The following is a 15279-nucleotide window of genomic DNA, read 5'->3' as shown; positions in this document are numbered from 1 at the left end:
ACCGCGGCAGGTGGCAGACAGCCTCTGGAGACGCTCACGCGGAGGGTGTCGCCGCCACTGAAGCTTTGCGTCCCCGGGATCGCTCGCGCGTGATCGGTGGACGCCGTATCGGCACCGCAACGGTGCCCGAGGAGCACCACATGCTCGATGATGACCAGCCCGAGCGCACCGAAGCCGGCACCGGCGCGACGCCCGACATCCAGACCCCAGACAGCCCGCCCGCGGCACCGGTGGTGACCCGCCGCACGCGCAAGACCCCGGCCAAGAAGGCCGCGGCGGCCGCCGGGACGGCCCCGGAGCCGGACGCCCAGGCGGAGCCCGCCCCCGAGGCGCCCGTCAAGAAGGCCGCGGCCCGCAAGGCCCCCGCCAAGAAGGCCGCCGCCAAGCGCGCCCCCGCCAAGAAGGCGGCCGCCGCGACCGCGGACAGTGCGCTCGTCGACTCGCTCGAGTCGGTGGCGTCCGTCGAGGCCACCGACTCCACCGGCTCCACCGACTCCGCCGAGGCCGCGGCCCCCGCGAAGAAGGCGAGCGCTCGCAAGTCCGCCACCGCCAAGGCGCCGGCCAGGAAGGCGGCCGCCAAGCGGACCACCGCCAAGGCGGCCCCGGCCGCAGCCGCGGAGGAGAGCGAGACCGCGGAGGAGACCGCCGAGGCTGCCGACCAGACCACAGGTCACGCCGTGCTCTTCCAGGCCCCGGTCGCCACGACCACCCGTCGTACGCGCAAGAAGCCCGAGCCGGTCCCCGTCGAGGTGCCGGTCACCGACGACGACGCCGACGCCGCCGCCGAGGCCACCGACGTCCAGGCGGACGCGGAGCCGGAGCGGGCGCCGGCGAGGAAGAAGACCTCCGGCAAGAAGGCGGGCGGGAAGAAGCCGGGCGCCCAGGCGCCCGCCGACGACTCCGTCGACTCCGCTGAGGCCACCGAGACCGCCGAGCCCGTCGAGGTCGCCGGGACCGCCGCTCCGGCGGTGGGCGAGGGCGAGGAGGAGGAGTCGTCCGCCCAGGACGACGAGTCCGGTGACGGTCCCGCGCGCCGCCGTCGTCGCCGTGGCGGCCGTCGCCGCCGGGGCAAGTCCGGTGAAGGCAACGGCGAGGGCGCCGAGTCCACCGACGCCGACACCTCCGACGACACCTCGTCCGAATCCGCGCCGGCCGAGGACGACCAGACCGGCTCGCAGGACGACAGCGAGGGGACCGGCGAGGGGACCTCGCGCCGCCGCCGCCGTCGGCGCCGCGCCGGCGAGGAGGGCGCTGGGGACGACGGCGAGCCCAACACCGTGACCCGGGTGCGCAAGACGCGCTCCGCCGAGGACCAGATCACCGCCGTCTCCGGCTCCACCCGCCTGGAGGCGAAGAAGCAGCGCCGCCGCGAGGGCCGCGAGGCCGGCCGCCGTCGCGCCCCGATCGTCAGCGAGGCCGAGTTCCTCGCCCGCCGCGAGTCCGTCGAGCGGGTGATGGTGATCCGCCAGCGCGAGGACCTCACCCAGATCGGCGTCCTCGAGGACAAGGTCCTCGTGGAGCACTACGTGGCCCGCGAGTCGCAGACCTCCCTGATCGGCAACGTCTACCTCGGCCGGGTGCAGAACGTGCTCCCGTCCATGGAGGCGGCCTTCATTGACATCGGCAAGGGCCGCAACGCCGTGCTGTACGCCGGTGAGGTCAACTGGTCGGCGCTCGGCCACAAGGAGGGCCAGCCCCGCAAGATCGAGTCCGTCCTCTCGAGCGGCCAGATGGTCCTCGTCCAGGTCACCAAGGACCCGATCGGCCACAAGGGCGCCCGCCTGACCAGCCAGATCAGCCTGGCCGGCCGTTTCCTCGTCTACGTCCCCGACGGCACGACGTCGGGCATCTCCCGCAAGCTGCCCGACACCGAGCGCAACCGCCTCAAGAGGCTCCTCAAGGAGATCGTCCCCGACACCGCCGGCGTCATCGTGCGCACCGCGGCCGAGGGCGCCAGCGAGGAGGAGCTCACCCGCGACGTCGAGCGCCTGAAGTCGCGCTGGGAGGACATCGAGAAGAAGTCCGCCAACAAGGGCTCGGGTCCGCAGCTGCTCTACGGAGAGCCCGACCTGACGCTCAAGGTCGTGCGCGACCTCTTCACCGAGGACTTCTCCAAGCTCGTCATCGAGGGCGACGACGCCTGGGACACCGTCCACGGCTACGTCGAGTCGGTCGCGCCCGACCTGGCCGACCGCGTCCAGCGGTTCGAGCGCGGCAGCACCGGCGGCGACATCTTCGCGACGTACCGCGTCGACGAGCAGATCCACAAGGGCCTGGACCGCAAGGTCTGGCTGCCCTCCGGCGGCTCCCTGATCATCGACCGCACCGAGGCGATGACGGTCGTCGACGTCAACACGGGCAAGTTCACCGGCAGCGGGGGCAACCTCGAGGAGACGGTGACGAAGAACAACCTGGAAGCTGCCGAGGAGATCGTGCGCCAGCTCCGGCTGCGCGACATCGGCGGCATCATCGTCGTCGACTTCATCGACATGGTCCTGGAGTCCAACCGCGACCTGGTGGTCCGCCGCCTCGTCGAGTGCCTGGGCCGTGACCGCACCCGTCACCAGGTCGCCGAGGTCACCTCGCTCGGCCTGGTGCAGATGACCCGAAAGCGGATCGGCACCGGTCTGCTCGAGGCCTTCAGCGAGAACTGCGAGCACTGTCACGGCCGTGGCGTGGTCATCAAGGACCAGCCGGTCGACCCCGACGCGAAGCCCGAGGAGGGCGAGGGACGGCGCAGCAGCCGTCGCCGCGGTCGCCGGGGTGCCAGCGGCGACGACGCGAGCGGCTCGGCGACCGGCAACGGCACCGGCGGCGAGAGGCCCGCCGAGCACCACGCCCCCTCGCCCAAGGACGTCGCGGCGATGGCGCGCCACGAGAAGCCCGCCGACGAGGCTCCGGCTCCGGAGGACACCACCCCCGAAGCCCCCACGGAGACCACCGAGGTCCCCGAGGGCCCCGAGGTCCCCGAGGCGCCCGAGGCGCCCGAGGCTCAGGACGAGACGCCGGTGGAGGCGGTCGCCGAGGAGGCGCCTGCCGAGGCGCCTGCCGAGGCTCCTGTGGTGGACGACAAGCCGCGGGTGGTCACGCGTACGCGTCGCCGCTCCGCCAGCCGGCCGGCCGGCCCGCCGTCCCTCCCGACGACGTCGACGACCGGCGGTGCCGGGAAGCTGCCGCAGTCCGGCCTGGTCGAGCCGGGCACCGCGGGTGTCGAGCTCGGGGAGCCGGCCAACGCCGACGCCCCGGCTGCCGAGGCGCCGACGGTGGAGCACGTCCCGATCAAGAAGAAGGGCTCACGCAAGCGCTGAGCCCCTGTTCGAGAGGGCAGGGAAGGGGACGGCCGGACGTCGTTTTGCCCGGTCGCCACCCGATCCCGTAGTCTTGACCCTCGGTGTGCAACACACCATCCTGCGCGCCCGCCCCGCGGCGTACTCGCCCGAAGTTGAGGCGGTGTCGTGCGCAGACCCGAAGTTCTTTCAACCCGTAGTCCTGTAACGAGGAGAGTGACTCGCCGTGTACGCAGTCGTGCGCAGTGGCAGCAAGCAGCAGAAGGTTGCCGTGGGCGACGTCATCGAGATCGACGCGATGGCAGCCGCCGGTGACACGCTCACCCTTCCCGTGGTGATGGTCGTCGACGGCGACAAGGTCACCGCGACCGGCCTGGACAAGGCGAGCGTGACGGTCGAGGTCACCGGCCGCACCAAGGGCCCGAAGATCATCATCCAGAAGTACAAGAACAAGACCGGCTACAAGAAGCGCCAGGGTCACCGTCAGAAGTACACCCAGGTCAAGGTCACCGACATCTCCCTCTGAGCACTCCTCCTCGGGCCCGGCTCGAGGTCGACACTCACCGGATCTTCTTTCCACAAAGGACTGAACAATGGCTCACAAGAAGGGTGCCGCGAGCACCAAGAACGGTCGTGACTCCAACGCGCAGCGCCTCGGCGTGAAGCGCTTCGGCGGCCAGGTCGTCGGCGCCGGCGAGATCATCGTCCGCCAGCGTGGCACCCACTTCCACCCGGGCACCGGCGTGGGTCGCGGAGGCGACGACACTCTCTTCGCCCTGCAGGCCGGCGCGGTCGAGTTCGGCACCCGCCGCGGTCGCCGCGTGATCAACATCGTTCCCGGCGAGTGACGCACCCGCTTCACTGAACGTCTTCGACCGAAGGGCGCCCCAAGATCGGGGCGCCCTTCGGCATTTCATCCAGCGACCACTTCCGCAAAGGTTCTCCCCATGGCCATCCCCACGTTCGTCGACCAGGCGACGCTGCACCTCGCGGCCGGACGGGGCGGCAACGGCGTGGCCTCCGTCAAGCGCGAGAAGTTCAAGCCGCTCGGCGGTCCCGACGGCGGCAACGGCGGCCAGGGCGGGTCGATCATCCTGCAGGTCGACACGAGCGTCACGACCCTCGTCGACTACCACCACAGCCCCAAGCGCCGCGCCGAGAACGGCGGCCAGGGCGCCGGTGACCACAAGAACGGTGGCAACGGCAAGGACCTGGTCCTGACCGTCCCCGACGGCACCCTGGTCAAGGACGCCGAGGGGAACGTGCTGGCCGACCTCGTCGGGCACGGCACGACGCTCGTCATCGCCCAGGGCGGACGCGGGGGCCTCGGCAACGCCGCGCTCGCGTCCTCCAAGCGCAAGGCCCCCGGGTTCGCCCTGCTGGGCGAGCCGGGGGATGAGCTCGTCGTACGCCTCGAGCTGAAGGTCGTCGCCGACATCGGCCTCGTCGGCTTCCCGAGCGCGGGCAAGTCGTCGCTGATCGCCGCGATCTCGCGGGCGCGGCCCAAGATCGCCGACTACCCGTTCACCACCCTCATCCCCAACCTCGGCGTCGTCACGGCGGGCGAGACGACCTTCGTGGTCGCCGACGTGCCCGGCCTGATCGAGGGTGCCGCCGAGGGGCGCGGTCTCGGCCACGACTTCCTGCGCCACATCGAGCGCTGCGCCGCGCTGGTGCACGTCATCGACACCGCGTCCATCGAGCCCGGCCGCAACCCGCTCGACGACCTGGCGGTGATCGAGGGCGAGCTCGCCCGCTACGGCGGGCTCGAGGACCGGCCCCGGCTGGTCGCCCTCAACAAGGTCGACGTCCCGGACGGCCAGGACATCGCGGACATGGTGGTCGAGGAGCTGCGCGGCCGCGGCCTCCGGGTGTTCGAGGTCAGTGCCGCCTCGGGTGCCGGGCTGCGTGAGCTCACCTTCGCCATGGCCGAGATCGTCGAGGCGTCCCGCAAGGCCGCGCCCACGGCCGAGCCCGAGCGCATCGTGCTCCGGCCCCGGGCGGTCGACGGCGGGGACGACTTCGAGGTCGTCGCGACCGAGGACGGCTGGCGGGTGCGCGGCACCAAGCCGGAGCGCTGGGTGCGCCAGACCGACTTCAGCAACGAGGAGGCCGTGGGCTTCCTCGCCGACCGCCTCAACCGGCTCGGCGTCGAGGTCAAGCTCGCGCAGATGGGCGCCCAGGAGGGCGACACCGTCATCATCGGCCCGGAGGACAACTCGGTCGTCTTCGACTTCAAGCCCAGCATCGAGGCCGGCGCCGAGATGCTCGGCCGCCGCGGCGAGGACGAGCGGCTGCGCGAGGCACGCCCGGCCCGTGACCGCCGCCGCGACATCGCGGAGGGCATGGAGACCAAGGCCGAGGAGGAGGCGCGCGCCGACGTGGCCCGTCGCCTCGACGCCGAGCGTGCCAAGAAGGGGCCCAACCGCAGCTCCGGCAGCTCGGGCGTGGGACCGATGTCCTACGAGATCGGCACCAAGGGCGACCCCGACTGGGACGGCAGTGACGACGACTGACCGCTCCGCCCTGGTGGGCGGTGCCCGGCGCATCGTCGTCAAGGTGGGGTCGTCGTCGCTGACCACTGCTGAGGGAGGCATCGACCCGGCGCGGGTGCGCCAGCTGGTCGAGGTGGTGGCGTCGGTGCGCGACGGAGCCGAGGTCGTGCTGGTCTCGTCCGGTGCCATCGCCGCCGGTCTGGCGCCGCTGGGGATGGGCAGGCGCCCTCGTGCCCTCGCCGCGCAGCAGGCCGCCGCGTCGGTCGGCCAGGGGCTGCTGGCCCACCGCTACCAGGAGGAGTTCGCCCGTCACGGCATCGTGACCGGCCAGGTCCTGCTCACCGTGGACGACGTCACCCGCCGCGCCCACTACCGCAACGCCCACCAGACGTTCGCCAAGCTGCTCGAGCTCGGCGTCGTGCCGATCGTGAACGAGAACGACACCGTCGCGACCTCCGAGATCCGCTTCGGCGACAACGACCGCCTCGCCGCCCTCGTGGCCCATCTCGTGCATGCCGACCTGCTGGTCCTGCTCTCCGACGTCGAAGGGCTCTACGACGGGCCACCCAGCCAGCCCGGCTCGCAGCTGATCCCGCTGGTGCGCTCGGAGGACGACCTGGCGTCGGTGACCATCGGGCCCGCCGGGTCCTCAGGGGTCGGCACCGGCGGCATGACCACCAAGGTGGAGGCGGCCCGCATCGCGACCGGCGCCGGCATCGACGTCGTACTGACCTCGGCCGACCGGGCCGCCGCCGCGCTGTCGGGTGCCGAGGTCGGCACGTTGTTCAGGGCGACCGGGAAGCGTCGGCCGACGCGGCTGCTGTGGCTGGCCCACGCCACCTCGGGGCAGGGCACGCTGACCCTCGACGCCGGTGCCGTGCGCGCCCTGGTCGAGCGTCGCGCCTCGTTGCTCCCGGCCGGCATCACCTCCGTCGACGGCGGCTTCGTGGCCGGCGACGCCGTCGACCTGCACGGTCCCGACGGAGCTCTGGTGGCGCGCGGACTGGTCAACTTCGACGCCGACGAGCTGCCGGCGCTCCTGGGCCGCTCGACCCGCGAGCTGAAGGCGGCGCTCGGGGCGGCGTACGAGCGTGAGGTCATCCACCGCGACGACCTGGTGCTGCTGTAGAGGCGCTAGCGTCGGTCCATGACCGACGAGCGGGAGCCGCTGCATCGCACGCCGGAGGAGGTCGCGGAGGACGAGCGGTTCTTCCGGTGGTACGGCGCGTGGGAGCCGCTCGACCCCGCGGGAGTGGTCGAGCTCATGGCTGGCTTCGAGCGGCCGTGGTGGATCGTCGGTGGCTGGTCGATCGAGGCGTTCACCGGCATGCCGCGCGAGCACGAGGACGTCGACGTCTCGATCCTCGGCCGCGACCTCGCTGCCTTCCGTGAGCACGTCGGCGAGGAGTGGAACCTCTGGAGCAACCACGGCGGCACGCTGCGCCCCTTCGACGACCGCAACCCCGAGGTGCTCGACGTCGGCAGCCAGGTGTGGATCCGCAGGAGCGCGGCGGACCCCTGGGTGGTCGACCTGGTGCCCACCCCGGATCGCGACGGCCTCTGGACCAGCAAGCGCGACCCCGACATCGTTGCGCCCGTGGAGGACGTGACGTGGGTCGCCGACACCGGTGTCCGCTACCAGCGGCCGGAGGTCACGCTCCACTACAAGGCCGTCCTCCACCGCCCCAAGGACGACCGCGACCTGGCCGTGACGTGGCCGCTCCTGGACGACGCGGCGCGGGCGTGGCTCGTGGACGTCGTCCGTCGGCTGTATCCCGAGCACCCGTGGCTGGAGCTGATGGTGTGAGTCACGCGGTGGGGGTCAGGCTGCGCGGGCCCAGGCGAGGGCGAGCCCGGTGAGGTCCCGCGTCGACATCCCGAGCTCCCTGCGCGTGACGCCCTCCGGGCCGCTCGACGTCGGGACGCGTGCTGTCTCGAAGGCGCGCACGAGGTCCCACAGTGTCTTCTCGCCGCGCGTGGTGGCGAGGTAGTCACAGACGAGCGCCGCCAACGCGTAGTTGCGCCCCGGGTCGCGCTGGTAGAACAGGCTGCCGGAGTCCAGCTCGTGGGGCGTCATGCCCACGAGCTGTTGAGCCGCGATGAGACGGCGCTGGTCGATCGGGTAGGTCGAGCGGGCGACGTACTCCGCGACGCCCTCGGCGAGCCAGACCGGCGACCGGTCGTCCGACGTGCCCAGGGCCACGTGGACCAGCTCGTGACGGAACACCAGGCTCCGCGAGAGGACGTCCTGGACGACCGACGGGTTGACGATGATGCGGTACGCCGCCACCGGCCCGCCCGGGCGCGACAGCACCGGGAACGCCACGCCGGCCGTGTCGTCGACCGTCATGGCGCTCATCCTCGACATGGCCGAGATGTCAGACGCGCCGTAGACGACGTACGACCCCTGCCACTCCGGGAGGTGGGCGCGGACAGCCGCGGTGGCGGCCGCCAGGTCGCTCATCACGTAGTCGGCATGGTCGGCGGTGTCCTCGTCGAAGATCCCGAGGATGCCGCCGGAGCGCCGCACCTCGATGTGGGCGGTGTCCCAGGGAGCGGGCAGCCACCCCGTCCTCGCGTCCACCTGGTCGTTCCGGTCGTCGGCGAGGAGCACCTGGTCACCGCTGTGCACGAACGTCCAGACCGTGCTCCGGGTCACCGGCCGGCGGTCGAAGCCCTCCAGGCGCATCGTGAAGTCGATCGGGAGCTGCAGGTCGCCCTCCCCGGACACGTTCTCCAGGACCGCGTCGTCGCCGAGCTCGAACGACACGTCGGCCACCGGCAGCAGCGCCAGGTTGTCGAACCACCTGGCCTGCGTGGCCGAGAAGCCGAGCTCGTCGGGGTCGACCGTCGCGAGGAACGCGTCGCGGTCCCCGGCGCGCAGGGCCTGCTCGCGCTCGTCCACCAGCGCGAGGGCGGCGTCGCGCAGCGACTCGTCGGCTCCCGCCGCGGGCGCCGACCGGTGGGGGAGGGTCACCGGTGCCGGGTCCTCGCTCGTGCCCGTACCGCCCTGGCAGCCGACGAGGGGCAGCAGGAGGAGGGAGGCGAGCCGGGCCCGCGATGCGCGCATGGCGCGGAGCCTAGGTGGTGCTCGGGGCACACGAAGGGGAGTTCGGGCAGGTCGCACCGTAGGCTTGGCAGGTCATGAGCCAGCCCCTCGTCTACCTCGACCACGCTGCGACCACGCCCATGCTGCCGGTCGCGGTCGAGGCGATGACCCGTCACCTCACCGGCGTCGGCAACGCGAGCTCGCTGCACGCCTCGGGCCGCGGCGCCCGGCGCGTGGTGGAGGAGTCCCGCGAGACCATCGCCGGGGTCATCGGCGCGCGTCCCGGCGACGTCGTCTTCACCTCCGGCGGCACCGAGTCGGACAACCTCGCGCTCAAGGGCATCTTCTGGTCCCGCCGCGCCGAGGACCCGCGTCGTACGCGCATCCTGTCCACCGCGATCGAGCACCACGCCGTCCTCGACCCGCTGCACTGGCTGGCCGCGAGCGACGGCGCCGAGGTCGAGCTGCTCCCGGTGTCGTCCGAGGGCGTGCTGGACCTCGAGTCGCTGAGGGAGTCGGTGGCCAGGGACCCCGGCTCGGTGGCGCTGATCTCGGTGATGTGGGCCAACAACGAGGTCGGCTCACTGCAGCCGATCGACGAGGTCGTCGCGCTCGCTGCCGAGCACAAGATCCCCGTGCACACCGACGCCGTGCAGGCGCTGGGTCAGGTGCCCGTGGACTTCGCCGCGTCGGGCGTCGGCGCGCTGACCTTCACCGGCCACAAGGTCGGCGGTCCCTACGGCGTGGGAGCCCTCGTCGTACGCCGTGACCTGGCCGTCAGCGCCCTGGTGCACGGAGGCGGCCAGGAGCGCGACATCCGCAGCGGCACGCTCGACGTGCCGGCCATCGCCGGTCTCGCGGCAGCCGTCGAGGCCTCGGTCAAGGCCCAGCACGACCACGCCCTGCGGGTCGCGGCGCTGCGCGACGACCTCGTCCGCCGGGTGATCGAAGTGGTCCCCGACGCGCACCTGCACGGTGCCCCGATGGGACCGGGACGCCTGCCCGGCAACGCCCACCTCGGGTTCCCCGGCTGCGAGGGCGACTCGCTGCTGATGCTGCTCGACGCGCGCGGCATCGAGTGCTCCACCGGATCAGCCTGCTCGGCGGGGGTGCCCCAGCCGTCGCACGTGCTGCTCGCGATGGGCTGCGACGACGACCAGGCCCGCCACTCGCTCCGCTTCTCCCTCGGCCACACCACCACGCCCGCCGACATCGATGCCCTCGTCGAGGCGATCGGCCCCGTCGTCGAGCGCGCGCGGGCCGCCAAGGGTCTCTGATGGGGGCCTGCCCATGAGGGTCGTCGCCGCGATGTCCGGTGGGGTGGACTCCGCCGTCGCCGCAGCCCGGGCCGTCGAGGCCGGCCACGACGTCACCGGCGTGCACCTGGCCCTGAGCCGCAACCCGGCGTCGTACCGCTCCGGCGCGCGCGGCTGCTGCACCATCGAGGACAGCAACGACGCCCGCCGCGCGGCCGACGTCATCGGCATCCCGTTCTACGTCTGGGACCTCTCCGACCGCTTCCACGAGGACGTCGTCGAGGACTTCATGGACGAGTACGCCGCCGGTCGCACGCCCAACCCGTGCCTGCGCTGCAACGAGAAGATCAAGTTCGCCGCGGTCCTCGACCGGGCGCTCGCGCTGGGCTTCGACGCCGTGGCGACCGGTCACTACGCCCAGCTGCGGACCGGCGCGGACGGGCTCATCGAGATGCACCGCGCGACCGACCACGCCAAGGACCAGTCCTACGTCCTCGGCGTGCTCGACCAGGCGCAGCTGCGGCACTCGATGTTCCCGCTGGGCGACACCGACAAGCCCGCCGTCCGGCGAGAGGCCGAGGCACGCGGCCTGCTGGTGGCCGACAAGCCGGACTCGCACGACATCTGCTTCGTGGCCGACGGCGACAACGCCGGGTGGCTGCGCGAGAAGCTCGGCGACCGGGCGCCCAACCACGGTGGCGCGATCGTCGACGCCACCACCGGCGAGACGGTGGGCAGCCACGCGGGCACCTACGGCTTCACGATCGGCCAGCGGCGCGGCCTGCGGCTCGGCACCCCGGCCGCCGACGGCAAGCCCCGCTTCGTGCTCGACATCGAGCCGGTCAGCGGCACCGTGACGGTGGGACCCCGCGAGCGGCTGGCGGTCGACCACGTCGACGGGATCAGGCCACGCTGGTGCGGCACCGTCCCCGAGCGCGTCGACGGCACCGTGCAGCTGCGCGCCCACGGCGCCGAGCACCGCGCGACCGTCGTGGTCGAGGGCGACCGGGTCTCGATCGACCTCCACGACCCGGCCGAGGGCATCGCGCCGGGCCAGGCCGCCGTGATCTACGACGGCACCCGGGTCGTCGGGTCCGCCACCATCTCCGCCACCCGGCCCGTCGGGGCGCACGCGTGACGGTGGCGACCGGGATCGGGTCGATGCCCGGCACCACCGACGCGGGCTTCGTCGAGGCCGTACGCCTCGTGCTCGGCGAGCTGCCCGACCTGCCGCACGTGCCCGAGCTGCCGGGTCGCGGCGTGACCGCCGCGATGACCGGCCGCGGCCTGGCCGTGGTCGAGGGCCTGGCGGCCGACCTCCAGCCCGCCGGGTGGCGACTGACCGACGCCAGCGGTGTGGACCAGCGGCGGGCGCGGTCACTGCTCGCGCAGGACCTCGACGCCGTCGAGGAGCTGGCGCAGGGCTACGAGGGCTCGTTCAAGACCCAGGTGGCCGGCCCCTGGACGTTGGCCGCGACCGTGGAGAAGCCCCGCGGCGACAAGGTGCTCAGCGACCACGGGGCCCGGCGCGAGCTCGCCCAGGCCCTGGCCGAGGGGATCGGGAGCCACCTCGCCGACCTCCGCCGGCGGGTGCGCGGGGTGGACCGGTGGATCGTGCAGGTCGACGAGCCGGCCCTCGGCGCGGTCGTCGACGGGCAGGTGCCCACGGCCAGCGGCTACGGACGGCACCGCCGCGTGGACCTCCCGGAGGCCTCCGCGCACCTCGAGTGGCTGGTCGCCGCCATCACCGATGCCGGTGGGGAGGCCTGGGTGCACTCGTGCGCCCCGCAGACCCCGTGGTCCCTGGTCGCCGGCACCGGCGCGGCCGGCCTGTCGGCCGACCTCGACATGCTGGGCCCCCAGGACCTGGACACCTTCGCCGAGGCGCTGGAGGCGGGCCGCACGGCCGCCCTCGGGATCGTTCCCTCGACCGACCCGTCCAGCGCGCCGTCGGACGCCCGGCTCACCGAGCGGGTGCAGCGCTGGCTGGACATGCTGGGACTGGACCCGGAGGTCGTGGGGGAGCGGCTGGTGGTCACCCCGACCTGTGGGCTGGCGAGCGCCACGCCGGAGTGGGCCGCCCGCGCGGTCGGCCTCTCGGCGACCATCGCGCGCAACCTCTGATCAGTCGAGGACCTGCGCGTCGAGGACGTCGAGCGACGACGCGATCGCGACGTCATGCCAGTGGCCCGCCCCTGTGAGCATGTAGTGGCCGAGCGGGCCCATGTCGCGCAGCTCGGCGCTGTCGGCGACGGCCCGGGCGCGCTCGACGAACCGGACGGTCTCCCCGAAGGACGTGATCCGGTCGCGGCGACCGTGCGCGGCGCGCAGGGTGCGCCCCGCCAGCGTGTGGACCGGGTCCTGCGCGGACCACCACGGCGCCAGGCCGACCACGCCGCGCACCGAGGGGTCATCAGCCACGTGCACCGCGACCCGGGCACCCATCGAGTGCCCGAGCAGCACCACCGGGACGTCCCCGTGGGCTGCCCGGACCTCGTCGAGGGCCCACCGGGCGTCGGCGGTGCGGTCGACACCGCCGTTCCACCCGCGCTCCCGGTAGCGCACCGACCAGACCCCCACACCCGACTCGTGGGCCCGCGCCGCGATGTCCCGCTGGAGCCACAGGGCTCGCCGCCACGACAGGCTCCGCCCGTCGATGGCCTGCTGCGAGCGCGGCTTGCCACCGTGAAGCACGAGGATCATCGCCCGGGCGCGGCCGGGAGCGTCGTAGGTGGTGAGGAGCGGGTCGGTCACGGAAGTCCTTCGGCGCTGGAGCGCATGACGGATGGGTGGGGTCAGTGGACGGCGACGCCCTCGGGCGCCTCGTCCGTGGCCAGCTCGTCGTGGTGGACGTTGAGGAACAGCCACACGATGGCCGACGCGACCAGCATCATGATCGAGCCGACCAGGAAGGCGTGGGTCGCCCCGTCGGCGAACCCGACGATGCCGGCGATCGGGCCGAGCTGGTCGGGCGTCAGCCGGCCCTGCGCGGCCGCGCCGAGCTGCGGGGCGACCTCGTCGGCGCGCAGCTGCGAGAAGTGCAGCGCCACGGTGCTGAGCGTCGCGAGGCCGAGCGCACCGCCGACCTGCTGCATCGTGTTGAGCACGCCCGAGCCGATGCCGGAGTCCTGGGCCCGGAGGCGGTGCACCGCGACCAGGGTGAGCGGGACGAAGTTGAGCCCCATGCCGAAGGCCATCAGCACGATGAACGGCAGGACGTGCGTCCAGTAGTTGACCCCGTCGCCGAGGTGACCGCCACCGGCCACCGCGTCGAGGATCCCCGAGGCGCTGCCGGGGACGTCGAGGCGGCTGAAGCCGAACAGGGCCGTGGCCGACAGGAGCGTGCCGACGCCCGACAGGAAGCGCGGGTCGACGTGGCTGATCAGCTTGGAGGCGGTGGTGGCCGAGATGATCATCGCGATCGAGAACGGCAGGAACGCGAATCCGGTCTGCAGCGGGGAGTAGCCCACCACCAGCTGGATGAACAGCGACAGGAAGAAGAACATCGCGAACATGGCCGCCGGGACGATCATCATCACCGCGAACGCCACCGCGCGGTTGCGGCTGGCGAAGATGCGGAACGGCAGGAGCGGGTGCTCCACGCGCGACTCGATGATCATGAAGAGGGCGAGCAGCGCGACGCCGAGGGCGAGGCTGAGGATCGTGCTGGTGGCGTCCCAGCCGTAGTCCTCCTGGCCGGCGCGGCTCAGGCCGAACACGATCGCGAGCAGGCCGGCGGTGCCGGTCACGGCACCCGGGACGTCGAGCTCACCCGCGTGACGCTCGGACTCGTCGAAGAAGCGGGGCGCGAAGAACGCGGCGCCGAGGCCGATCGGGACCACGATCAGGAAGGTGTAGCGCCAGCCCTCGATGCCCAGGGGCGAGTCGAGGCCGGTGAGCCAGCCGCCCAGGATCAGGCCGACCGCGGCACCCACGCCCGCCATGGCGGCGTACACCGCGAAGGCGCGGTTGCGCTCCCGGCCGGCGGGGAAGGTGGTGGCGATCAGGGCGAGCGCGGCGGGGGAGGCCATCGCCGCGCCGAGGCCCTGGAAGGCGCGGGCGCCGAGGAGCATGGCCTCGTTCTGGGCGAAGCCGCCCACGAGCGAGGCGACGGCGAACAGGATCACGCCCGCCATGAAGATGCGCCGGCGTCCCATCAGGTCGGCGAGCCGGCCACCGAGCAGGAGGAAGCCGCCGAACGTCAGGGCGTAGCCGGTGACGATCCACTGCAGGTTGGCCTGGTCGATGGACAGGTCGCGGCCGATGAACGGGAGCGCGATGTTGGCGATGGTGCTGTCGAGCACCACCATCAGCTGGGCGAGCGAGATGAGCACGAGCGCCCAGCGCAGGCGCTTGTGCTGCTCGGGAGTCACCTCGTCGGCAACGGGAGCGAGGTCGGTCATGGGGGATCCTTCGGTGGAGCGGGTCGGGTACGAGTGGAGCAGAGGGGTCGGACAGCGGGACCGGATCAGGACGTGGAGCCGGGTCGGATCGGGCCGTGGAGGGCAGCAGGCAGGACGACCTCGTCGAGCACGCGCCCGAGCAGGTCGGGGGTGACGGCGTCACCCAGCAGGAAGGCGCGGTGCAGCACGATCCCCGCCAGCGCGGGGGCGAGCACGGACAGGTCGGAGTCGGGGTGGACCTCGCCGCGCTCGCGGGCACGCTCGTAGATGGCGCGCGAGGAGGCGACCTTGGGGCCGATGAAGTCGCGGCGGTAGACCTCCGCGAACTCGGGATCCCGGACCATCGCCGTCACCACGGCGGACAGCACCGACTGGGCCAGCGGGTCGTTGAGGCCGCCACTGCCGCAGTACGCCGCCAGCAGGTCGCCGCGAAGGCTCCCGGTGTCCGGGACGACCGGCTCGCCCTTGTGGGCCATGATCGCGGCCACGACGAGCTCGGGCTTGCCCTTCCACCGGCGGTAGAGCGTGGCCTTCGACGCCTTGGCGCGGGTGGCGACGGCGTCCATGGTGAGCAGGTCGTAGCCCACCTCGTCGAGGACCTCGAGGGTCGCGTCGAGGATCTGCAGCTCGCGCTCGCCCTCCACGCGGGGGCGGGTGCCGGTCTCGGTGGGTGTCATGCGGCCTCTCGCTCGGCTCGGGATGCTGCTGGGAGGTGATGAAACGAAACGGTTTCGTTTCGACAAACCAGACCGTACGCGGATCTATTCCGAGGGAACGACTCAGTTCCAT

The 15279-nt window shown here is 72.7% G+C and carries 12 protein-coding genes and 1 pseudogene; 9 read left to right on the top strand and 4 right to left on the bottom strand.

Features of this window, described 5'->3' with window-relative positions; translation table 11 throughout:
* The first annotated feature begins 140 nt into the window (after positions 1-140).
* From ACS3YM_RS11800 to ACS3YM_RS11775, 6 genes and pseudogenes are all read left to right on the top strand, one after another.
* Positions 141-3308, top strand: a complete 3168-nt coding sequence (locus ACS3YM_RS11800) for an Rne/Rng family ribonuclease (protein ID WP_439936628.1) — start codon at positions 141-143, stop codon at positions 3306-3308.
* A gap of 205 nt (positions 3309-3513) precedes the next feature.
* Entirely contained in the window at positions 3514-3813 is a 300-nt protein-coding gene (rplU, locus tag ACS3YM_RS11795; protein ID WP_056908626.1) for a 50S ribosomal protein L21, read from the top strand.
* Between the two features lie 67 nt (positions 3814-3880).
* Complete coding sequence (gene rpmA / locus ACS3YM_RS11790; RefSeq protein WP_121138737.1) at positions 3881-4135, top strand: 50S ribosomal protein L27; 255 nt, start codon at positions 3881-3883, stop codon at positions 4133-4135.
* Between the two features lie 105 nt (positions 4136-4240).
* Positions 4241-5734, top strand: a pseudogene (gene obgE / locus ACS3YM_RS11785) (GTPase ObgE); the annotation flags it as partial.
* Between the two features lie 55 nt (positions 5735-5789).
* Entirely contained in the window at positions 5790-6911 is a 1122-nt protein-coding gene (gene proB, locus ACS3YM_RS11780; protein ID WP_439936627.1) for a glutamate 5-kinase, read from the top strand.
* 18 nt (positions 6912-6929) lie between these two features.
* Positions 6930-7589: a nucleotidyltransferase domain-containing protein gene (locus ACS3YM_RS11775; RefSeq protein ID WP_439936626.1), complete on the top strand. Its 660-nt coding sequence runs from the start codon at positions 6930-6932 to the stop codon at positions 7587-7589.
* 15 nt (positions 7590-7604) lie between these two features.
* On the opposite strand, the gene ACS3YM_RS11770 is transcribed toward ACS3YM_RS11775, so the two are convergent.
* On the bottom strand, positions 7605-8852 hold the full coding sequence (locus ACS3YM_RS11770) for a hypothetical protein (protein WP_439936625.1): 1248 nt from the start codon (positions 8850-8852) through the stop codon (positions 7605-7607).
* Between the two features lie 74 nt (positions 8853-8926).
* On the opposite strand from ACS3YM_RS11770, the gene ACS3YM_RS11765 reads away from it, so the two are divergent.
* The 3 genes from ACS3YM_RS11765 to ACS3YM_RS11755 are packed head-to-tail and all read left to right on the top strand — an operon-like array spanning position 8927 to position 12211.
* Positions 8927-10108: a cysteine desulfurase family protein gene (locus ACS3YM_RS11765; RefSeq protein ID WP_439936624.1), complete on the top strand. Its 1182-nt coding sequence runs from the start codon at positions 8927-8929 to the stop codon at positions 10106-10108.
* A gap of 13 nt (positions 10109-10121) precedes the next feature.
* A complete protein-coding gene (mnmA, locus tag ACS3YM_RS11760) occupies positions 10122-11225 on the top strand; it encodes a tRNA 2-thiouridine(34) synthase MnmA (protein ID WP_439936623.1) in 1104 nt (367 codons plus the stop codon).
* Positions 11226-11248: 23 nt separating this feature from the next.
* Positions 11249-12211 carry a methionine synthase gene (locus tag ACS3YM_RS11755; RefSeq protein WP_439936622.1) on the top strand — a complete coding sequence of 321 codons (963 nt, stop codon included), beginning with the start codon at positions 11249-11251 and terminating at the stop codon, positions 12209-12211.
* Here ACS3YM_RS11755 and ACS3YM_RS11750 read toward each other — a convergent pair whose 3' ends face one another.
* The 3 genes from ACS3YM_RS11750 to ACS3YM_RS11740 all read right to left on the bottom strand — a co-directional run bounded on the left by ACS3YM_RS11750 (position 12212) and on the right by ACS3YM_RS11740 (position 15167).
* A complete protein-coding gene (locus ACS3YM_RS11750; RefSeq protein ID WP_439936621.1) occupies positions 12212-12841 on the bottom strand; it encodes an alpha/beta hydrolase in 630 nt (209 codons plus the stop codon).
* A gap of 41 nt (positions 12842-12882) precedes the next feature.
* A complete protein-coding gene (locus ACS3YM_RS11745) occupies positions 12883-14490 on the bottom strand; it encodes an MFS transporter (RefSeq protein ID WP_439936620.1) in 1608 nt (535 codons plus the stop codon).
* 65 nt (positions 14491-14555) lie between these two features.
* Positions 14556-15167 (bottom strand): TetR/AcrR family transcriptional regulator, encoded by a 612-nt coding sequence (locus ACS3YM_RS11740; RefSeq protein WP_439936618.1) that lies wholly within the window; start codon positions 15165-15167, stop codon positions 14556-14558.
* Positions 15168-15279: the final 112 nt, after the last annotated feature.

This window comes from Nocardioides sp. N13(2025), assembly GCF_051912545.1.
GTDB lineage: Bacteria > Actinomycetota > Actinomycetes > Propionibacteriales > Nocardioidaceae > Nocardioides.
Note: the sequence above shows the minus strand (reverse complement) of the source record. Positions and strands in the feature narration are given on the sequence as shown.